Below are 21735 nucleotides of genomic sequence, written 5' to 3' on the forward strand. Positions count from 1 at the left end.
ACATCCTCGGTGTCGAAGAGACACCCGTTCGCTGTGTGCACCGTCCCCCCAACCCAGGCACACAACGAACCGCCCGTCATGCCATTCAACAGTCCCCCCTACTGATGGCATGACGGGCACTCCCCGACCGCCCCCGCCACAACATCTGCGAGACTTCGCTGCGCCGACATGATAATCTGCGCCGTCATCCCTTGGCGCGAGGCTGTCCGTGTTCTGTCCGTCAAGCCCGTCACATGGTTTCGGGCACCGGCCACCCGCAGGCCGGGCGGGGCCCTCATGACCCTGAATGACGCCTATCTCGTCTCCCAGATCATTGCCTCGGTCGCCGTCATCCTGTCGCTGATCGCGGTGATCATCTCCATTCGCCAGAACACGCGGGCCCAGCGCACTGCATCGGTCCAGTCGCTGACCGCAGCCATTGCCGCGATAAACGTGCCGGGCATGGCCGCGCCCGACATGGGCCTGGCCCTTGCATCAGCCTGCCGGGACTGGTCCACCGCCACCCGGGACGAGCGCATCCTTGCCCACTATTTCCTGTTTTCCTTCTTCAAGCTCTGTGAGCAGGCCTGGTACCAGCATCAGGCCGACGCGCTGGATGGCGACCAGTGGAAGGGCTGGGAAAGCTCGATCCTGCGCTTCTACCATAGCCCGGGCGTGAAAGACGGCTGGTGGCCGAACCGCTATGTCGCCTTCTCTCCCGCCTTCCAGCAGTTCCTCGCCTGCAGCACCGAGCCCCGCACCCATGCAGGGGCCTCGCTCTACGCCCTGTTCGAAGGTGCGCCTTCACCCTCGCCCGCACCTGCCAGCTGCTGACCAATCGCTGCATGAAACTTTCGAAACACCGACGGATTTTCGCGCCGCGTCCGTTTCACCCCTGACAGACCAACAGAGGAGAAACACCATGCCTGCCCTGTCTCCCGTCCGCATCGCCCTGTTGGGCGCCCTGGCCCTCGCCGCAGCCGGCACCGCCTCAGCGGGTGAATGGCGGCTCGACCCGGCCCGCTGCCCGGACTTGCGTGAAGACCGGATCGACCGGCGCGTTGATTATGGCCGCGCAGACCGGCGCGAGGACATCCGCGACATGCGCCAGGTCAGTTGTCCCGCCTCGGCCTGGACCTATGTGCCCAGCCGCGGCGAGCGCGTGCCGCGCAAGATGGTGTATACGGGCCCCCGTACCATTCATGTTGGCCATCACGGCTATTACCACCGGACCGCACGCCCCCATGGGCACGCGCACGGCGCGGATTTCGCCCTGATCCACATCGTCATCCGGTAGCGCGCACCCACCCCCTTGCGTTCGCGGTGGTCTCTAGTAGACCGCCGCGCATGCTCACGATTTCAAATCTCGACTTCCAGATCGAAGCCCGGCCGCTGTTCGAATCTGCCACGGCGCAAATCTCTGCAGGCTGGAAGGTCGGCCTGGTCGGCCGCAACGGCACCGGCAAGTCAACGCTGCTGCGCCTGATCCGTGAGGACGTCGAAAATCCCCGCGCAGACAGCGCCATCCGCCTGAATTCCGGCGCCCGGCTCGGCTGGGTGGCGCAGGAAGTCGCCGCGACAGACGACACCATTCTGGACGTGGTCCTAGCCGCAGACACGGAGCGCCACGCGCTGATGCAGGAATCCGAGACCGCGACCGACCCGGACCGGATCGGAGAAATCCATGAGCGTCTGCTCGACATCGACGCCTGGACCGCCGAAGCGCGCGCCGCTGAAGTGCTCAACGGGCTCGGCTTCACCACCGAAGACCTTGGCCGCGCAACAAAGGAATTCTCCGGCGGCTGGCGCATGCGCGCGGCCATTGCGGGCGTCCTGTTCTCGCAGCCTGACTTCCTGCTGCTGGACGAGCCGACCAACTATCTGGACCTTGAAGGCGCCGCCTGGCTGGAATCCTATATCAAGAAGTATCCGTATACGGTCCTGATTGTCAGCCATGATCGGGAATTGCTGAACCGCTGCGTCACGCACACAATGGCGCTGGAGCACCGCAAGCTCTCCATTACGCCGGGCGGCTATGATGACTGGCTGAAACTGCGCGCCGCCAAACTTGCCCAACTCGAATCCCAGAAAGCCAAGCAGGACAAGGACCGCCAGCACCTGCAGGCATTTGTCGACCGGTTCCGCGCCAAGGCTTCGAAGGCGCGCCAGGCCCAGTCCCGCATCAAGATGCTGGAAAAGATGCAGGACATCTCCATCCCGGTGGAAGACCGCACCACGCCGTTCCATTTCGCCCCGCCAAAGGACAAGCTCGCCCCGCCCATGCTGGAACTGCGCAATGCGACGCTCGGCTATGGCGAGGACGCGGTCATCCTCGACAAGGTGAATCTCCGTCTGGACCCGGATGACCGGATCGCCATTGTCGGCGCCAACGGACAGGGCAAGACAACGCTGGTCAAATCCATTGGCGAGCGACTCTCCCTTCTGGGTGGGGAGCGTGTCGTGCCAAAGGCCGTACGCATCGGCTATTTCTCCCAGGACCAGCTGGATGAACTCTCCGAAGGCGACAGCGTCCTGCTGCACGTCCAGCGCATCATGCCGCCCGGCACACCCCCGGCCAAGGTGCGCGCCGCTGCCGCCGCGATGGGATTCAGCCACGAAAAGGTCGAGACAAATGTCGAGAAACTGTCCGGCGGCGAGAAAGTGCGCCTCCTGCTCGGCCTGATGTCCTCGGCCGCGCCGCACATCCTGATCCTTGACGAACCAACCTCTCACCTCGATATCGACAGCCGCGAAGCACTGATCTACGCGCTCAACGACTTTCCCGGCGCGGTCCTGCTGATCACCCACGATGTCTATCTGGCCGAAGCCACCGCCGACCGGCTCTGGCTCGTCAACAATGGCCGCGCCGCGCCCTATGAGGGCGACCTGGCCGACTATCGCGCCCTCGTCATGAAGGCTGACCGCGATGACACCAAAGCCGCCAAGCCCGCCAGGACCGAGCCCAAGCCTGCGCCTTCCCAGGAAGACAGGAAACGCCTCAGCGCCCTGAAGAAGACAGCGCGTGACGCCGAGGAGCGACTGGAAAAGGCAAACGCCGCCATCGCGAAAATCGACGCCAAACTCGCAGGAGGCAATCCGCCAGCGGACGAACTGGAGAAACTCCTGAAAGACCGCGCGAAACACGCCGACATCGCCGAAGCCGCCGAACTGGACTGGCTGGACGCCTCGGAAAAACTGGAAGCAGCAGGCTCCTGACTACCCTCACCTCCCACGCCTGAGGCGATGGGAGGTGAGGGCCCTTCAACGCGCCCCATGTCACAAAACCAGCCCCTGTCTCGTCCTGTCTCTGAACCCTGCAGGAGACACGTCCATGATCCGTTCCTTTCTCAATGCCCAGATCCGCAAGTTCGGGCGGCGCTTCAATTATGACACCAGCTACATGCACGAAATCTGCGCCGTCTCGCCCGGCGCGGTCTACCGCCTGCTGAAGCTGCCGGACTTCTATCGCTATCGCGGCCCGGCGCTGGGCCAGACGGTGTGGACCGGCGCGCTGCTGGCCTCGACGCTGGAGGGGGATTGCGGGCCGTGCGCGCAGCTGGTCATCGACATGGCGCTGGCGGCCGGCGCAGACCGTGAATCCCTGCGCCTGTGCGCCCAGGGCCGGGCCGACACGGCCGGCGCGATGGGGCTCGGCTTCCGCTTTGCCGAGGCCGCCATCAGGGCTGATCCGGTCGCCGACAAGCTCCGCAGCGAGATCATCAGCGAGTTCGGCGAAACATGCGCCCTGTCCTGCGCCTTCGCCGCTGCGTCCGGCCGCATCTATCCGGTGCTGAAACGCGGCATGGGCTACGGGCAAGCCTGCCAGAGGCTGGACTTTGGCGATACGATTGTGACACTCGCCGCATGAGCGCCGACACCGCCATCTTCGAGGCCGAACGCCCCGGCCTGACGGCCCTGTGCTATCGCATGCTGGGCGAGCGGGCCGGCGCGGAAGACGCCGTGCAGGACACCTGGCTGCGCTGGCAGCGGACAGACCGCACGCGCATCGAGAACCCTCGCGCCTGGCTGCGCCGCACCGCCGCCCGCATCGCCATTGACGCGCTCCGCTCGGCCCGCGCCCGCCGCGAAACCTATCCCGGCCCATGGCTGCCGGAGCCCATTGTGGACTCCCCCAGCCTGACCGTCGAGGATCGCTTCGCCCTCGCTCAGGAATGCGAACTGGCTCTGCTCTGGGCCATGGAGCGTCTGTCGGAAACCGAACGCGCCGCCTTCATCCTGCGCGAAGCCTTTGATGCGGGCTATGACGAAATCGCCGCCGTCACGGGCAAGTCCGAGGCGGCCTGCCGCCAATTGGTCAGCCGCGCCCACAAGCGCCTGCAGGAAACCGGCCCGCGCTTTGACGCCGCCCCGTCTGAAGTGGCGGATTTGCTCCAGCGTTTCATGGCCGCCGCCGCGGCACAGGACCACGCCGCCGTGCTCGATCTGCTGTCACCGGAGGCCACCGCCTATACCGATGGCGGACGCAAGGCCCGCGCGGCGCTGCGTCCCCTGCGCGGCCCGGCCGACATTGTCCAGGTGCTGATGGGCGTGATGATGAAATCCGTCCGCGACAGCGAAGACTGGACGATGGATCCCGCCCTCGCCAATGGCGCACCCGCCCTGATCCGCAGGCTGAATGGAAAGATCGATCTCGTCCTCACCCTCGCCCCGGATCCAGACGGCCGCATCGCCTGGCTCTACGCCATGCGCAATCCGGACAAGCTGCCGGGGTAAGCATCGGATTTCCTGCAATTTCGGATCATTTCATTTGGTGCCAGCAGGCCGGGCACAGATGCCCTCAGGCGCCGGTGATCCGTGCGGTCTTGCTCATCTGACACAAATCCCTGTAACAAATCGGACAGGTCGTCCGGGGGGACATACCAAATCGAGTAAACGCATGTTTACTTCGTGACCGGATGGGCCGTCAAATGAAACGATGCGGAATTCGGGGAGCCTTTCGCCTCATGACACAGACGCCCTCGCGAAAACGCGAAGCTGCTTCGACGCGCGAAGACATTCTGGCCGCAGCCCGTCGGCTGTTCACCGAAAAGGGGTTCGACGCCACCGGCGTCCGCGACATAGCCGGCGAGGTCGGCATCAATGTCGCGCTCGTCAACCGCTATTTCGGATCCAAGGAAGCCCTGTTCGAGGAGGCCGTGATCGAACAGGTGACCGTCACCCATCTGCTGGATGAAGGCCGGGACGGCTTCGGGGAACGCATGGCGCGCTATATGGGCACCAAGGATCTGGCGCCGGATACGCTGGACCAGACCCTGGTCTTCGTACGTTCGATCGCCAGCCCGACCGTCGGATCGCACCTCAAACAGGCGCTCGAAGACCGTGTGGTGACACCGATTGCCGACTGGCTGGAGGGCGAGAACCGGCAACAGCGCGCGGCGCTGATCGCATCGGAAATCATCGGCTTCGACATGCTGCGCCGCGTCGCCGGCCTGTCCTCGCTCGATCCGGAACATATCGACATCGTCGCCAGCCGGCTGGGCAGCACGCTGCAGGCCTATGTCGACGACATCGGGCCCTGACCGGCACGCCTATTCCAGCAGTGACAGGTCCACGCCCTGCGCCGCCAGTCCGCCCAGCACGTTTTCCTCTGTCCGCGCCAGGTCCGGATGCCGGGCCGCCTCGCGCAGCGCCATCAAATCCGCATGGCCGAGCCAGGTCCCGGCGCGCACCAGCGCCTCCGGCTGCTCCAGGCATGCCAGGTCTTCCAGCGGATCACAGGCATACAGCACCAGATCGGCGACGCAGCCGGCACGCGCGCAGCCCTCGGTCTCGTCCAGTCCCAGCACACGGGCCGGCGTGTCCGTCGCGGCCTTGATCGCCTCGAACGGCCCCAGCCCGGCCGCGCCCAGCAGGCTCACTTCCTCGACCAGCGACAGGCCGGGCACATTGACGAAAATCCCCGCATCGGACCCCGCCACCAGCGTCACGCCGGCCTCGTGCAGCCAATTCGTCATGCGCATGTGAAACGCGTCCCGTTGCGCGGCGGGCCCCGCCGGGGCCCCCGCCCAGTAGTCATACATGTCCTGCTCGGTTGCCTGCACCAGCGGGTTCAGCATCTCGGTGCCCGGCCGGGTCAGCGCCGTGCCCTGCGTGTCCGCCACGCGCCACAGATTGTGAAAGGCCAGCAGCGTCGGTGTCACCGTCACTCCGGCCTCCGCAATCTGCTCCGCCAGGGCCTGAGCGGCCGCATCATCCTCCCGGTCGTTCAGGCCGTGCCAGACAATCGACTCGACATGCTCGATCGTCTCGAAGCCATCATCCAGGATTTCGCTGAACTGGATATCGAACGGCGCCTCCCATGGCACGCCCGGTCCGCGCACGCCTTCCGGCGTGTGGCCGCTCACGGTCAGGCCCCGCGCTGCGGCCTCGTCCAGAGCCGCCTCATAGGCGTCACGCGTCAAATTCGAATAGACTTTCAGCCGCGTGAAGCCCTGTTCCACTTGCCACGCAATCGCGGCGCGGGCTTCGGCGTCGGTCTCGACCAATTGATGGTTCAGCTGCGCATTCGGCCCGGCGCTGTTCAGGATCGGCCCGGTCGTGATCAGGTCCGGGCCCATAATGGCGCCCGCCTCGATCTGCTCGGCCAGTGTCAGGTGAAACGGCAGGCCCGACATGTTGCGCACCCGCGTCACCCCCCAGGAGAGATAGGCGCCGAGCTCCGCCTCGTCCCAGAGATGGACATGCATGTCCGTCAGGCCGGGGATCAGGGTCAGCCCGCCGGCCTCCCGCTCCTCCGGCGCGATCAGCCCCTCACCTGTATCGGCCACGGCAAGAATCCCGCCCGCCCCGATCAGCACGAACGCATCGTCGCGCACATCCGGCGCCTCGCCTGAAAAGTCGATGACCCGCACATTCGAGATCAGCAGGTCGCCCTGCAGGGGCTGCGTCTCCGGCCCCGGCGAGGCGCACGCCGCAACCAGCGCGCAGAGCGCCGCACCGCCCCATATCCCGAATTGCCTCATGTCCGTCTCCCTGCCCGATGCCAAGTCGGTCAGACTATAACCGGACAGGAGGCTGGAACCAGACTGTTGGTGAAAACACGTATCGGAACCAGCGGCGCTAGCCCAGCGCGCGCCAGCCAATGTCGCGGCGGCAGAAGCCTTCCGGCCAGTCGATCAGGTCGACTCCGGCATAGGCACGCTCGACCGCCTCTTTCAGCGTCTCGCCGCTCGCTGTCACATTCAGCACACGTCCGCCATTCGCCACCAGCGCGCCGCTGTCGTCCATGTCGGTGCCGGCATGGAACACGGTAACGCCCGGCAATTCATTGGCCGGCTTCACGCCGCGAATGATCGACCCCTTGGCATAGCTGCCCGGATAGCCCTGCGTGGCCAGCACCACCGTCGCGGTCGGCTCGAATCCGTCCAGCTCCAGCAGCGCCTCGAAGGCGTCTTCATTGCCCTCAAGGCCGCCCGTCGCCGCGCCCAGAATGGCGGGCACGATATCGCCTTTCAGGCCCTTCATCAGCACCTGGCATTCGGGGTCTCCGAAGCGGGCATTGAACTCGACAACCCTTGGCCCGGTTTCCGTCACCATGATGCCGACATAGAGCACGCCCTGATACGGCATGCCGTCGGCCTTCATGCCTTTCAGCATGGGCTGCACGATCTCGGTCTTCACGCGCGCCAGGATGTCATCGGTCACCACCGGCGCCGGGGCATACGCGCCCATGCCGCCCGTATTTGGGCCGGTATCGCCATCGCCCGCGCGCTTGTGGTCCTGTGCGGCGGGCAGATAGACCGCGCCCGTCCCGTCGGTGATGACAAAAATGCTGGCTTCCTCGCCATGCATGAATTCCTCGATCACCAGCGTTGCGGACGCATCGCCGAACTTGCCGGACAGCATCTCGTCGATCTCGGCGTCGGCCTGCTCCAGCGTTTCGGCAATGACCACGCCCTTGCCGGCGGCCAGGCCATCGGCCTTCAGCACATAAGGCGCTTCCAGCGTACGCAGATAGGACTTGGCCAGCACCGGGTCGGTGAACTCGCCATAGGCCGCCGTCGGCACGCCATACTGCACCATGCGCGCCTTGGAGAACGCCTTGGAGCTTTCCAGCTGCGCGGCCTCCCGGCTCGGCCCGAACACGTCGAAGCCGCGCGCCCGCAAATTGTCCGCCAGCCCCTCGGCCAAGGGCGCTTCCGGCCCGATGACCACAAGGTCCGGCTCCACCTGCAGGGTCAACTGCACCAGCTTGTCGATGTCGGTGACGGCCACGTCGAAACACGGGCCTTCCTCGTCCATGCCGGGATTGCCCGGGGTCGAGTGAACCCTGTCCACCAATGGCGACTGAGCCATTTTCCACGCCAGGGCGTGTTCACGCCCGCCCGATCCGATCAGAAGAATGTTCATGGCCGCGCTCATTGCGCGGGTTGGCGACCGGAATCAAGCCCCGCCGGGCCGTGGCGCCTCAGGCCGTGCGCCATCGCCGCCTCTGCTGGCGCCGCACCACCGGGTCCCGCCGCGTGCGAATGCCTCCGCCCATCCGCATCAAGGCCTCCAGCCGCCGCCAGAACCGCACCCGTTCCAGCGCCGGATTGGTCCAGTCGGTCAGCGTGCAGAAATGGACATTCTTCAGGGCGCGGTGATGGGCGGCATGGTGCTGCGGAGACTGGATGAGCCCTCGTGCCTGCAATCCCCGCACCCAGGCCGGCAAATCGCTCGCCCGCGCATGGGCCGCTGCATGAATCTCGTTCGACAGCGCAATCCCCGTCACCAGCGACAGGGTGAAGGCGGCGGGCATACCGGCCAACAGGAATACCCCGCCCATGAACACAGCCAGTCCGATCATGCGCCCGCTGCGCACCAGTACGGGCTGGCTCAGAAAACCGCGCGGTTTGCGATGGTGCCGGATCGTGTCGCGCACAATCGGGCCCACCCATCGCCAGCGCGGTGAACCATACCGGTCCTGCGCCCAATGGATCACGCCGCTGCCGAAATCCGCCAACATCCAGCCTGCCAGCAATTGCACGAGGACGACAGTGGCTGCCCAGAGCCAGGCTGCAATCGGCAATCGGGCCGCCAGAATGACCGACTCCACCAAGGTCTCGGGAACAAATGGCATGATCGAACCTCTGTTTGTGAACGATCACTTTCTAGGCTGGGACGTGTCCGAGTTCAAGCCCGAATGCGCCCACCCGATCGAAAAGCGGGGATGGCGGCGCCGCTATGCCCAGCAGGCGGCAGCGCCCGCAATCCAGAACATATGTTTTTTCAATGCGCTACGAACAAAACGCCACAACATTCTCGTGACTAAATCCGGCGCGGCAGCGTGTCTGTCAGGGTCACGGCATGGACGCTGATCTTTCTCCTCGCCTGCGCGGCCTGACCTGGTTTTGGTGGTCAGCGGCCGGCTATCTTGCATCGCAGGCGCGTCGGCGGCTTGGCCTCTGGCCCATTCCGGTCAAGCCGTTCCTGCCCCGGGCCGAGCAGGAATCCTTGAAAGCGCTTATCACCTTTCTCGAAGCCGTGCTCCGGCGTCTGTTCTGGCTGGAGGCCGCCGGGCTCGGCGCCTTGCCGGCCGGCACACAGCCCGGTCCCGTCGCACCAGCCGGATCGGGCACGTCCCGCACGCCCGCACAAACTCCCACCCGCGCTGCCTGGCCGCCGGCCGCCCCCATCTTCCGGCTTCGTGAATGCGCCCGCCCCGTGCAAGCCACGCCGCCGCCACGGAAATTCCGGACAGGTCCGCGAATCCGCTTTCTGGACGCGCCCCACCCGGTAGATCTGCGGGACTATTCTGCACATCCGGTAGACATTCTCCCATGCGGAAAACTGGTGCGCCGGCTCCTCGCCATTAACCACGCGCTGGATTTTCCAGACCGCTACATCAAAAAAATGCGCCAGTGTCTCGGTATGGCCTCGCCCGTCCTGCGCCCGGCCATGCCACCCATCTTCCGATCGCGCAAACTGAGGCATTTGCAACAGGAAAGCGCCCGCCAACTCCATGCTGCGACGCGGAGTTTCAGCGCTCCGGATACATCCTGACCAGCCCTTAAAACATGGCTGTTTTTGCGCGGTGCCAGGCGGTATCCGCGACACGGCTCGTGGTTAAATCTTTCTTTCCGGTGACAGATCAATTTCCCCCCTGGTCTTCACTCAGAAGTTATCCCGATGTGCGACATTCCCGGGGATAACCTTCACGGCCGGGTGCGGCCTGCTCAGGGGTGGGAACCATGAAACCAGAACGAAACGCCAAACAGGCCCTTGCAATGATCGGCCGCTGGAAATCAGAAACCGAAGGCAACATCGCGATCATTTTCGCGCTGCTGACCATTCCGCTTTTCCTCTTGATGGGCTTCGCGGTCGACCTGCAACAGGTCAACACGTCGAAGAACCGGGTCCAGTATATTCTCGACAGCGCCGTGATCGCCGGTGCGCGTGAGATGCAGGCCGGCAAGAGCGACGAGAAGATCAAGAAATACATCAAGAACTATTTCGAATCCGCCATGAAAGCGCAGGGCAACAATGTCGACTGCGCCGATCCGGTTTCGACCATCGTGAGCGACTCGCAGGACATTTCGGTCACTGTGAAATGTGATCAGCCGACCTCCATCATGCATTTGATGGGCACGCGCGAGATCGCCTTCGGCGTCACCTCGGCCTCCACCTATGGTATCGGCAAGGTCGACATCGCCTTTGTGTTCGACGTCTCGGGCTCCATGTATGGCAGCAAGATGAGCGCGCTGAAGGACGCCGCCGACACGGCCATCGACGTTCTGATTCCGGAAGATGATGATGGCACGACCGGTGAAGTCCGGATCAGCATGGCGTCCTATTCCTCCATGGTCGATGCCGGAGACGACTATTTCAAGAAGGTCACCAATCTGAACCCGAGCCGGACCTATTACTATACCTATACGGACCGCCAGAAAGTCGGTGAAGAGACCTATTGCCGCCGGTATCGCCGCAACGGAACCTGCCGCCGGTGGGGTACGCGCGACGTCTATGATGATGTCGAGGTGACGGAGTCCAAGACCATCAACAATACCTGCGTGAAGGAACGCATTGGCGACGAACAGTTCACGGACGAAGATCCGGGCGCCTATGCCTGGATCGAGGCCGCCGAAGCCTATGGCTACATGCAGAACGGCAGAGTCAAATGGTATGAGGAAACCTGCAACCCGATCGGTCCGCTTCCGATGACCAGCAACCGTGACAAGCTGTTCGACTATATCGATGATCTGAACGCGACGGGTGGCACGGCAGGCCATCTGGGCATCGCCTGGGGCTGGTACCTGATCGCGCCGGACTGGGACACGGTCTGGCCGGCGGGGTCCGACCCCTACCCCTATGACGAGCCGGATTCGGCCAAGGCCATGATCATCATGACCGATGGTGAGTTCAACACCCAGTATGACTCTTCCGAAGGCAACTCCTTCGAACAGTCCCAGAAGATGTGCGACGCCATCAAGGCAGAAGACATCAAGGTATATACGGTCGCCTTCAACGCGCCGAAGGCCGGTCAGCAGATCCTCGCCTATTGCGCCTCCGGAGACGATTTTGCCTTCACACCGGAAAGCTCCGAGGAACTGAAGGAAGCCTACACGAAGATTGCCCAGTCCATCTCGGACCTGCGCATTCGCTACTGATTTCAGGCTGGCAGCGGTGCCCCGGCATCGCTGCCAGCTACTTTCCTGAATATTTTCGCGATTTCCGGGAACCTTATCAGGTCTTCAGGCATAGGTGTTTCAATACGCCCTGAAAGCGGCCGTTCCGGCCAGAACCCTGATCTGAGTTGTGGACAAGTCGCATCATTCCGACATAGTTGACGGTGAAATCAGCGCAAACGGCGCTGCACACACTTTTGTCGGGAGCCCCGTCATGAAACGGGATGAAACGTCCAGCGCTCCCTCGCCGGTGGCCCACGCCCCTGCGCTCTCGGCGGCGGAAAGCTCATGGCTGAGCGCCATCATCACATCCTCAACGGATGCCATCATCTCCAAGACCCTCGACGGCATCATCGCCAGCTGGAATCCGGCGGCCGAGCGTGTCTTCGGCTACACCCCCCAGGAAATGATCGGCAAGTCCATTCGGCTCCTGATCCCGGCGGACCGCCAGCAGGAAGAGGATGAAATCCTCGCCACCATTCAGGCCGGCAAGACCATTTCCAACTTCGAAACGGTCCGCCTGCGCAAGGACGGGTCTGAACTGCACATCATGGTCACCGTCTCCCCGATCCACGACGCCGATGGCCGGATTGTCGGCGCGTCCAAGATCGTGAGGGACATCTCGCGCGAACACGAGAACCAGGAACGCCTCCGCCAGAGCGAGGCTCAGTTCAAGGCCCTTGCCGACAACATCCCCCAGCTCGCCTGGATGTCGGATCCGGAAGGGCACATCTTCTGGTACAACAAGCGCTGGTATGAATACACAGGCGCCGACGAAGCCTCGACGCTCGGACATGGCTGGCGCTCGGTGCACCATCCGGAACATGAAGAACGCGCCACGCAGCACTTTCTGAAATCCCTGAAGGCCGGCGAAGTCTGGGAAGACACGTTCCCGCTGCGCGGCAGGAATGGCAAGTTCCGCTGGTTCCTGTCCCGCGCCCATCCGATCCGCGGGCAGGATGGCAACATCCAGATGTGGTTCGGCACCAATACCGACATCACGGACCAGAAACAACGCGAGGAGCGGATCCAGCTTCTGATGGGCGAGGTCAATCACCGCGCCAAGAACATGCTGACCCTCGTACAGGCCATCGCCCGCCAGACCATGGCGAGCGGCGAGAATTTCATGGGCCGGTTCACCGAACGCATGCGGTCCCTCGCCTCCAGCCAGGACCTCCTGGTCAGCTCCGGATGGCGCGGCGCCCGCGTCGAAGACATCATGAAGTCCCAGCTCTCCCATCTGGATGACTTCATCGGCACGCGGATTGTCCTGGAGGGCCCGCATGTCCGCCTGAATTCCGCCGCCGCGCAATCGCTCGGCATGGCCCTGCACGAGCTGGCCACCAATGCCGGCAAGTACGGGGCCCTGTCGAATGATACCGGCAAGGTGGATATCCGCTGGAATGTCCGTCAGGACGAAGGCGTGAACCGGTTCGAAATCTGCTGGACCGAAAGCGGCGGCCCGCCCGTTACCGTTCCGGACCGGCGCGGCTTCGGCTCCACCGTTATCGAGCGCATGACCCGCATCGCATTCGGCTACCCCGTGAAACTGGACTTCGCACCGGAAGGCCTGCACTGGCATCTGATCAGCGTCGATGACCGCGTCTTCGAATCCGATTTCGTGGCCGAGGAAGCCAGTAGTTCACCGGCAGACCTGTCTGCGCCCGCCCGGCCGAGCGCCCCGGCACCGGCGCCGGCGTCCGGGCAGCGCCGGGTGCTTGTGGTCGAAGACGAAGCCATCATCGCCATCGACATGGCCGCCGCCCTCGAAGATGCCGGCTTCAGCGTCATCGGCCCGGTGGGCTCAGTGTTCGAGGCCATGCAGCTGCTCGACGAGAAACCCTGCGATTGCGCGGTGCTGGACATCAATCTGGCCGGCGAAACCTCGGCTCCGGTGGCCAGCCGCCTGCTTGCAGACGGCATTCCCTTCGTCACGGTTTCGGGCAACACTCCGGAATCCACCGGCGACGAATTCAGCCAGAGCCCGTTCCTGTCCAAGCCGATCATCACCAGCAAGCTTCTGGCAAAGCTTGACCAGCTCGTGCCGGCGCCTGCGGCATCGGTCAGCTGACCGGCGGATCGATCGGGGATTTCAGCAGCGGGACCCGGATGGTGACCTGTACCCCGTCCGGCCCGAACTCGCGCTTCATCGTCAGTTTTGGGAACATGTCGAACAGCATCGTGCCGAACCCCTTGCGTTCAGGCTCAGGCACTACACCCACTCCACTCTCGGTCCAGACCGCCGTCAACACCTGATCCGAGACCTCCCATTTCACCGTCACATGCCCGTTCGGATACCGGAACGCACCATATTTGCGGGCGTTCGCTGCCAGTTCGTGAATGATCATCGCCGCGTCCTTGCTGGCTTTCACTGTCAGGATCACGCTCCTGCCTTCCAGCGTGTAGCGATGCCGGCTCCGGCGGGTGACGGCGTCCAGCTCATCCTGCATCACCTGTCGCAGGTCCAGGCCGCGCCAGTCATTCTCGGTCAGCTTCGTATAGACCCGGCTCATGGAAGCCAGCCGGTCGTTGAAGTCGTGAATGAAGGTCTTCGTGTCCTCCGCCACCGCACCGGAAATGCGGGAGGTTGCCATGATCACCGCGAACATGTTGCGAATCCGGTGCGCCAGTTCGCTTTCCATGAATTCGTTCTGGCGCTTCAGTTCCATCTGCGCCGTAATATCTTCCGCCCGCTGGATCATGTGGGTGACCCTGCCGGTCTCGTCACACAGCGGGTCCTGAATGGTCTGCCAGACGCGGGTGGAGATGCTGCCGTCCGGCATTTTCAGCTCATAGGGCTGGGCGTCGAGACGAGTCTGCTCGCCGGCAAATACCCTGCGGAACTTGGCTTCCACCGGATCCCTGCGTTCCGGCACATCCGGAAAGACATCGAAGATGAACTGGTGCTTCAGAGTCGCCCAGTCCGTATTGGTCGTTTCCATATAGGCATGGTTCGCATAGACAAAGCGCAGGTCCCGATCCAGCGCCATCAGCGGCAGGGACCATTGGTCTGCGACCTGCCGGAACCTCAGATCCGCCCGCGTTTCGGCTTTGGCTGACTCTTCATCCATGATGCGTCTGTCCTCGACTCAAGCTTCCAGGATCATTCCGGACAGACGTTAACCCCGTATGACCGGACCAGGCCGCAAAGCAGCTCTTGCCCTCCGGCGCGCGCGCCTTATGACTGGGGCAATGCCGCAGGATTCCCCCACGCCAAACGATGCTGCCCTGTCCGTTTCGGAGCTGTCAGCCAGCCTGAAGCGAACCGTCGAGACAAATTACGATCATGTTGTGGTGAGAGGCGAGCTTGGCCGGGTGACCATTGCCCGGTCCGGCCACATGTATTGTGACCTCAAGGACGACAAGGCCGTGCTGAACACGGTGATGTGGAAAGGTCAGGTCAATCGCCTGCCGTTCAAGCCGGAGGAAGGGCTTGAAGTGATCGCCACCGGCCGCCTGTCCATCTATGAGGGCCGATCAAACTACCAGATGATTGCCGCCTCCATGCGCCCGGCCGGTGCCGGCGCTCTGATGGCGCTGCTGGAAGAGCGCAAGAAGAAGCTGGCGGCGGAAGGGCTGTTTGATCCTGTCCACAAGAAAAAGCTGCCCTACCTGCCCCGCACCATCGGCGTGGTCACCAGCCCCACCGGCGCCGTCATCCGTGACATCCTGCACCGTATCAGCGACCGGTTCCCGGTGCGCGTCATCGTCTGGCCGGCGCTGGTCCAGGGCGACAGCGCGGCAGGCCAGATCACGGCAGGCATCGAAGGGTTCAACGCCATGACCGGCGCAGACCGCCCCGACGTGCTGATCGTCGCCCGCGGCGGTGGCTCGATTGAAGATCTCTGGCCCTTCAATGAGGAAAATGTCGTCCGCGCAGCCTTCAACAGCGAGATTCCGCTGATCTCTGCCGTGGGGCATGAAACCGACACGACCCTGATCGACTATGTGTCTGATGCCCGCGCGCCAACCCCGACCGGCGCGGCCGAAATCGCGGTGCCCGTTCGCTCCGAATTGCTGCTGATGACGGGAGAGCATGGCGAGCGCCTGAAACGCGCCCTTGCCCGGCGCACCGGCCAGTCTCGTGACAAGCTGGCGGCGGCCCGCCTGCCCCGGCCGGAATCCCTGCTGCAGGCCAAACGCCAGCGGCTCGACTATGCCAGCGCCAGCCTGCCCAAGGCCGCGCTCGCGCTCGTTCAGAAGGCCCGCCTGCGCGTCTCCCGGTTGGCCATCAGTCCGGCCAGCCTCAACGCCGAGATACGGGCCTCGAAACAGCGCCTGCGTGACACTGCCGTCCGCGCGCGTCCGGCCCTCACCCGCCTGATCGAGGCGCGCCGGAATACGCTTGCCGCGCAAGGCAAGCTGCTGGAGACGCTGTCCTACCAGTCCACGCTGAAGCGGGGCTACGCCATCGTGCGGGATCCGGCAGGCAATCTCATTCGCTCTGCCAGTACGGCTGCAGGCGCCCCCAGCTTCAAGGTCAGCTTTGGCGATGGCGATGTCATGGCCCGTCCGGACGGAGAGGCGCCGCCTCCCCCGCCTGCGCCTGCAGCACCCAAAGCAGCAAAACCGGCCAAGCCGAAAACGGACCAGGGCTCCCTGTTCTAGGGAGAATCAGGAAATCGGCACCCCTGACCTCCCCCTACGGAAGGTTCATCCCATCGTTCTTCGCAATGTGCACGCTATTTGATCAACGCTGCACATACGGAAAAAATACAAGACTTTCGACATTCGGTCGAATGTCTGATTTCCTTCATCCGTATACACTCACCCCGTACGAAAAAGAGCATCTTCAACAAGGTTTTGTGATGTTTTCGACGAAAGCCCATCACATTGGGAAATCTGAAATGTTCTCGAATTTCTTGTTGTAAAACTTTGATTTGAGCCACTCTGAACCGCTGAGTAGGCAGCGCCCGACTGCGCACAGTGCGCCTAGTTAACGGGTCAAATCATGAAACATTCCTATCTCACCGCAACGGCAATTGCAGCGCTTGGGCTCTTTGGACAATTGTCCGCTCACGCACAGGAAGCGGGGGCCGAGAAGGCACGCCATCTGGACGTCGTCACCGTGACGACGCAGAAGCAGCAGCAGGCGCTCATCGACGTTCCGATCAACGTGTCTGTGGCCGACCAGGCCCTGATCGACCTGCTCGCGGCCGATGATTTCGAGGACCTCGGCAATTTCGTGCCAGGCCTTCAGGTTCAGGCCCAGAGCCTCAATGCGCCCAGCTATTCCCTGCGCGGCGTCGTCTCCGATGGCGGCACGCCCCGCGTCGCCATGTTCCAGAACGGTGTCGCCATCGGCAACGTCTCCTTCGCCACCAATCTCGCCATCTACGACATGGAGCGCGTCGAAATCGTCAAAGGCCCGCAGGCCACCCTGTTCGGTCAGGGCGCACTGGTTGGCGGCGTGAACTTCATCCAGAACCGCGCCTCCCTGTCCGGCAATTCCGGCGCAGCCTCCATCGAAGGCGGCGACTACAGCTTCGTCCGCGCGGAAAGCCACTACAACTATGTCATCAATGACACGCTCGCCCTGCGCGTGGCCGGCCAGTTGAAGAACATGGACGGCTATGTGCCGAATACGGCCAACTCGCCGGACCTGATGGGACAGGACACGCTTGCCCTGCGCACCGCCCTGCACTGGGAGCCGAGCCCCCAGCTGCGCGCCGACCTGTTCATCAACTATCAGGACGACGACTCCACCGGCACCCAGTTCACTTCCGGCTATTTCGAAGTGAACGGCAAGGTCGATCCGTATGGTGCCACCGCCATGAACGTGAATGACGATCAGGTCCGCGGCAAGCTCGGCAATGACCGTGAACTGTTCTATGTCACCGCCAATGTGGAGTATGACCTGAACGATGACTGGTCGCTGACTTCCCTGACCGACTATCGCAACCTGTTCTCGAACGAGGCATGGGATTCTGATGGCGCCGCCTTCAACCTGCTGCAATTCTACCAGGGACGTCAGGCCAATACGTTCAGCCAGGAATTGCGCCTGAACTATGATGCCGGCGGCAAGCTGTCTGCCTTCTTCGGCGGCAATTATTTCACCGTCAACGGCAAGGACGAACTGCGCTTCTCCACCGATGAGGCCTATGCCCAGTCCCTGTTCGCGCCCAACCTTGCAGGCGCCGCCGGACTGACAGTCGGACAGGTCCAGGGCGCACTCACCCTGGCAGGCGTTCCGGGCGGTGCAAACTTCGGCAGCTTCGACGATCCGCTCCAGTATTCCGCCCTTGCCGCCCTGCTGCAGGGCGCTCTCGTACCGCTCTATGACGAGCATCTGGAACAGCAGATATCGACCAATGATCGCGATACATATGACCTGTTCGGCGACGTGACCTACCAACTGACCGACCGAATCGAACTGACCGGCGGTCTGCGCTATACAAAGGAAGACCTTGCGGCCAGCTCGGTCGGCTATGTGCTGAAGTCCAATCCGTATCTCGGCGGCCTGAACGGCGTCACCCTGGCGCCAACCCTGCTGCTCAGCTCTGAAACGCTGAACAACAAGGCCTCCGCATCGGAAGAAACCGACGGGGCCTTCACCTGGCGACTGAATGCCGCCTATCGCGTGTCCGACAATGTGAACACCTGGGTCGCCTATGGCCGGGGCCGCCGTCCCGAAGTGCTGTCGGCCTCCGGTGCGACCTACAATGTCATCGACGCCGAAACACTGGACAATGTGGAAGCGGGGGTCTTTGCCCGACTCTGGGAAGACCGTGTCCAGATGACCAGCTCGATCTACTATGGCGAATACAAGGACTTCCAGACCACGCGTTTCGACCCGATCAATGGTGTGTTCATCACGGAGAATTCCGGCAACGCCACCCAGTACGGCTTCGAATTCGACGGCCAGGCCCTCATCACCGACAATGTCCGCCTGCTCGGCACCTATGCCTACACGCATTCGGAATATGACGATGAAGACGACAATGGAAACCCGCTCCAATTTGCCGGCAACAGCTTCCGGATCAGCCCGGAGCACAGCTTTTCGCTGGCGGCTGACATCACGATCCCGGCTGGCGAACGTGGCGACTTTTCGATCGTGCCGAGCTATGTGTGGAAGGATCATCACTATTTCGAAGACGACAATGGCTACAATTATGCCGCTGACGGAAATGGTGGGTTTGTCCGGGTCCGTGAGGCCTATCCGGACGGCACCTTTGTCGAGGAAGAGCAGGACGCCTATGGCATCGCCAATCTCCGCATCGGATTCGACAGCGCAGACGATCAGTGGGGGGTCTATTTCCTGGGTGAGAACCTCTTCGATGAGGAATATCTGATCGATGTGGGCAACACTGGCGGTGCTTTTGGCCTGCACACCATCATTCGCGGCAAGCCGCAAATGCTGAAAGCCGGTGCCTACATCAAGTTCTAGGCTGATGTCCTATCGGGGCGGGTCTGAGCTCGCCCCGTCATTTCCAGACAGGATCCTGATCCATGAAGAAATATCTCATCCTCGGCGGCGTGTTGCTGGCGGCCTGCAATCCCGCAGCCGAAACGGTCGCACCCGCGGCGCCCGCAGCTGAAGCGCCAGCAGAGACAGCCCCGGCCGATGCAAGCGACACCGAAGCCGCATTCAAGACGCTGACCGGCGCCCCGCCCATCATCATCGCCCATCGCGGTGCCAGCGGGCTCTATCCCGAACACACGCTGAAAGCCTATCAGGTCGCCATCGACCAGGGCGCCGATTTCATCGAGCCCGATCTGGTGATGACAAGGGATGGTGTGCTGATCGCCAATCATGACGGCTATCTCTCCGATACAACCGACATTGCCGATCACGAAGAATTCGCAGACCGCAAGAGCGTCCGCCAGACACCCCTTGGCGACAAGGAAGACTGGTGGTCTGACGATTTTACGCTCGCCGAATTGAAGACGCTGAACGCCATTCAGCGCGTAGAGGGCCGTCCGCAGGACTTTAATGACCAGTTCCGGATCGCGACCTTTGACGAGATCATTGACCTCGTCGAGGAGAATGCGGCGCAAGGCCGGAAGGTCGGCCTCCATATCGAAGCCAAATGGCCATCCAATTTCTCGGCGGCCGGTCTCGACATGGTGGACCCCATCCTGAACACGATTGAAGAGCGCGGTCTCGTCGAAGCCGGGTTCCCGATCTTCATCCAGTGTTTCGAACCGGACTTCCTCGCCAAGGTCGCCGCCAAAAGCGATCTGCCCCTCGTGCAGAACCTCGTTGGTCCGCCCTATGCTGCCCTGCTCGGCCTGGACATGAAGCTGGAGGATATTCCGACACCAGGCGTCGGTGCCCACAAGGCGATGATCCTGACGCCGGAAGGCGGGACGACAGACTTCGTGGAGCGCGCCCACGCCCTCGGAAAACTTGTACACGTCTACACCGTGCGCGATGACGACCCGGCCGAAGGGTTTGAAACGGCTGAGCAGGAGCTGACCGTCCTGATCGAAGCCGGCGTCGACGGCATCTGGACCGACTATCCCGAGACTGCCGTGACCGTCCGACAGAAAATCGACTAACACGACAGCGCTTCAAAAAGCGAAAGGCCGGCCTCCAGAAAGGAGCGCCGGCCTTTTTCCTGTGCATCTGTCGAGGCGGAGACAGCCTAGCTGATGTCTTCCGACAGAACCGTCATCTGGAACTGGTAGGATGTCTCGCCCTCGTCCACATCCTTGTAGACCACGGCCAGGAATTCCGCGCCGAGATAGCACTCGACGGAATCATCGGTTTTGTCGCGCGCAACCAGGCGCAGGCCCGGGTGCAGTTTTTCCTTGAGATAGGCTTCAAGGCGCAGCGTTTCTTCGCGCTCCATAAATCGGGCTCCTCTGGGGCTTCGGGTTCGCCGCGAACCTAGAGATTTTGACCGGCGTTGCAACCGCAAAGCCTGCAAATCAGCTGCGCGTGCCCGCACCCTCCTTGCGTCCCGTCACAGGGGTCGGATGACCCCGTCCAGGCTTTCGCTGCGGGCATCTGCAGTTCGGGGGACGAAGCTTCCCGATATGGCACAAATCTCGCATCGTTCATCACGACTATTGAACGAAATCAGTGACTTGACCCGGCATATGGCCAGTCTGCCCGACTGGCGAGATTCCCGGGCCTGCAGAAATGGCCACACGCCCATGCCTGATCGCCCCTTGCCCATCACCCGCCGCCTGTCGAGGCGCACGTTGCTGGGCGGCCTCATTCCGGCCCTGTCGCTCGCCGCCTGTTCCCGGCGTGACGAGACCGCCGAGCCGCTGCTTGACCGATTCAGCGTCGGCGAGGGGGCATACCGTCCGGTTGGCACCCTTCAGGACATCCCACCTTCCACCGGCCCGTTCACGGCCAGGTTCGCACCGCATTTCGGCATGTTCGAGGGCCTGGCCGGTCCAGACTTCGTGGACCAGCTGAAATTCGCCCATGATCAGGGGTTCCGTGCCTGGGAAGACAACAGCATGGCCGTGCGCCCGCTCGCCGACCAGATCCGGCTGGGCAACGCAATGCGCGAGCTTGGCATCGAAATGGGCGTCTTCGTTCTGGGAGACAGGCAAGGCTGGCAAAGCCCGACCCTCACATCCGGCGATGCGCAGGCCCGCAGGAACTTCATGGCCCAGGTCGACAATGCGATTGGCGTGGCCGAGCGGACCGGCGCCACCCGGATGACCGTGCTGCCGGGCCTTGCCACGCCCGGATTGCGGCGCCAGTACCAGATGGCCCATATCGTCGATGCCCTGCGCGAGGCCTGCGACCGCATTGCGCCGCACGGGCTGACCATGGTCGTTGAACCGATCAACAATGTCGATTTTCCAGGTGTGTTTCTCAATCGGACGTCGGACGGCTTCCTGATCAGCAAGGCCGTCGACCGGCCGGAGTGCAAGCTGCTGTTCGACATCTACCACCAGCAGATCATGGACGGGAACATCATCCGGGACATGGATGCGTGCTGGTCGGAGATCGCCTACTTCCAGCTCGGCGATCATCCTGGCCGGAACAAGCCGCATACGGGCGAGACCAATTATGCCAATGTGCTGCAGCATGTCTGGAAGAAGGGCTATCGCGGCGTGCTGGGGATGGAGCATGGCGTGACCTCGATCGACCCGGCGGCAGAGGAAGACCTGATCCTCACCTATCGCCGTCTGGATGGCCTTCTGAAGTCGATCTAGCGAG

The 21735-nt window shown here is 62.9% G+C and carries 18 protein-coding genes; 13 read left to right on the forward strand and 5 right to left on the reverse strand.

The genetic code is table 11. The features are described 5' to 3' along the window. Positions 1-276: 276 nt before the first annotated feature. The 6 genes from HF955_RS18095 (at position 277) to HF955_RS18120 (ending at position 5519) form a co-directional block, all read left to right on the forward strand. Positions 277-813 (forward strand): hypothetical protein, encoded by a 537-nt coding sequence (locus tag HF955_RS18095; RefSeq protein ID WP_027836501.1) that lies wholly within the window; start codon positions 277-279, stop codon positions 811-813. Between the two features lie 88 nt (positions 814-901). After that, complete coding sequence (locus tag HF955_RS18100) at positions 902-1276, forward strand: hypothetical protein (RefSeq protein ID WP_291076972.1); 375 nt, start codon at positions 902-904, stop codon at positions 1274-1276. Between the two features lie 50 nt (positions 1277-1326). Then, positions 1327-3195, forward strand: a complete 1869-nt coding sequence (locus HF955_RS18105; protein WP_291076973.1) for an ABC-F family ATP-binding cassette domain-containing protein — start codon at positions 1327-1329, stop codon at positions 3193-3195. Between the two features lie 115 nt (positions 3196-3310). Then, positions 3311-3847 (forward strand): hypothetical protein, encoded by a 537-nt coding sequence (locus HF955_RS18110; protein ID WP_291076974.1) that lies wholly within the window; start codon positions 3311-3313, stop codon positions 3845-3847. Further along, entirely contained in the window at positions 3844-4713 is an 870-nt protein-coding gene (gene sigJ, locus HF955_RS18115) for an RNA polymerase sigma factor SigJ (RefSeq protein WP_291076975.1), read from the forward strand. Before HF955_RS18110 ends, sigJ begins: the two co-directional genes overlap by 4 nt. 230 nt (positions 4714-4943) lie before the next feature. Beyond that, a complete protein-coding gene (locus HF955_RS18120; protein ID WP_291076976.1) occupies positions 4944-5519 on the forward strand; it encodes a TetR family transcriptional regulator in 576 nt (191 codons plus the stop codon). A gap of 9 nt (positions 5520-5528) precedes the next feature. Here the strand turns inward: HF955_RS18120 and HF955_RS18125 are convergent, their stop codons facing one another. From HF955_RS18125 to HF955_RS18135, 3 genes are all read right to left on the reverse strand, one after another. Continuing rightward, complete coding sequence (locus tag HF955_RS18125; protein ID WP_291076977.1) at positions 5529-6962, reverse strand: amidohydrolase family protein; 1434 nt, start codon at positions 6960-6962, stop codon at positions 5529-5531. A gap of 97 nt (positions 6963-7059) precedes the next feature. Continuing rightward, positions 7060-8349, reverse strand: a complete 1290-nt coding sequence (gene purD, locus HF955_RS18130) for a phosphoribosylamine--glycine ligase (RefSeq protein WP_291076978.1) — start codon at positions 8347-8349, stop codon at positions 7060-7062. A 58-nt stretch (positions 8350-8407) separates the two neighbouring features. Continuing rightward, complete coding sequence (locus HF955_RS18135; protein ID WP_291076979.1) at positions 8408-9061, reverse strand: fatty acid desaturase CarF family protein; 654 nt, start codon at positions 9059-9061, stop codon at positions 8408-8410. A gap of 227 nt (positions 9062-9288) precedes the next feature. Here HF955_RS18135 and HF955_RS18140 point away from each other — a divergent pair, with 227 nt between their 5' ends. The 3 genes from HF955_RS18140 (at position 9289) to HF955_RS18150 (ending at position 13677) form a co-directional block, all read left to right on the forward strand. Further along, entirely contained in the window at positions 9289-9984 is a 696-nt protein-coding gene (locus tag HF955_RS18140; RefSeq protein WP_291076980.1) for a hypothetical protein, read from the forward strand. Between the two features lie 188 nt (positions 9985-10172). Next, positions 10173-11588 (forward strand): pilus assembly protein, encoded by a 1416-nt coding sequence (locus HF955_RS18145; RefSeq protein WP_291076981.1) that lies wholly within the window; start codon positions 10173-10175, stop codon positions 11586-11588. 232 nt (positions 11589-11820) lie between these two features. After that, entirely contained in the window at positions 11821-13677 is a 1857-nt protein-coding gene (locus HF955_RS18150; RefSeq protein ID WP_291076982.1) for a PAS domain S-box protein, read from the forward strand. Here the strand turns inward: HF955_RS18150 and HF955_RS18155 are convergent. Next, entirely contained in the window at positions 13670-14677 is a 1008-nt protein-coding gene (locus HF955_RS18155) for an HWE histidine kinase domain-containing protein (RefSeq protein WP_291076983.1), read from the reverse strand. The two genes, HF955_RS18150 and HF955_RS18155, sit on opposite strands and share 8 nt — an antisense overlap. A 121-nt stretch (positions 14678-14798) precedes the next feature. Between HF955_RS18155 and xseA the strand changes: the two genes are divergently transcribed. The 3 genes from xseA (at position 14799) to HF955_RS18170 (ending at position 20108) form a co-directional block, all read left to right on the forward strand. Beyond that, on the forward strand, positions 14799-16214 hold the full coding sequence (gene xseA, locus HF955_RS18160; protein ID WP_291076984.1) for an exodeoxyribonuclease VII large subunit: 1416 nt from the start codon (positions 14799-14801) through the stop codon (positions 16212-16214). 343 nt (positions 16215-16557) lie between these two features. Beyond that, a complete protein-coding gene (locus tag HF955_RS18165; protein ID WP_291076985.1) occupies positions 16558-18993 on the forward strand; it encodes a TonB-dependent receptor in 2436 nt (811 codons plus the stop codon). A 62-nt stretch (positions 18994-19055) separates the two neighbouring features. After that, the gene (locus HF955_RS18170) at positions 19056-20108 is read left to right on the forward strand and encodes a glycerophosphodiester phosphodiesterase family protein (RefSeq protein WP_291076986.1); all 1053 of its coding nucleotides are present in this window, start codon (positions 19056-19058) and stop codon (positions 20106-20108) included. A gap of 86 nt (positions 20109-20194) precedes the next feature. Here HF955_RS18170 and HF955_RS18175 read toward each other — a convergent pair whose 3' ends face one another. After that, positions 20195-20401 carry a DUF3126 family protein gene (locus HF955_RS18175; protein ID WP_027836519.1) on the reverse strand — a complete coding sequence of 69 codons (207 nt, stop codon included), beginning with the start codon at positions 20399-20401 and terminating at the stop codon, positions 20195-20197. A gap of 307 nt (positions 20402-20708) precedes the next feature. Between HF955_RS18175 and HF955_RS18180 the strand changes: the two genes are divergently transcribed. After that, positions 20709-21731, forward strand: coding sequence for a TIM barrel protein (locus tag HF955_RS18180; RefSeq protein WP_291076987.1), 1023 nt, complete (start codon positions 20709-20711; stop codon positions 21729-21731). Positions 21732-21735 lie beyond the last annotated feature (4 nt).

The sequence above is a fragment of the Hyphomonas sp. genome, from assembly GCF_017792385.1.
In the GTDB taxonomy this organism is placed as follows: domain Bacteria; phylum Pseudomonadota; class Alphaproteobacteria; order Caulobacterales; family Hyphomonadaceae; genus Hyphomonas.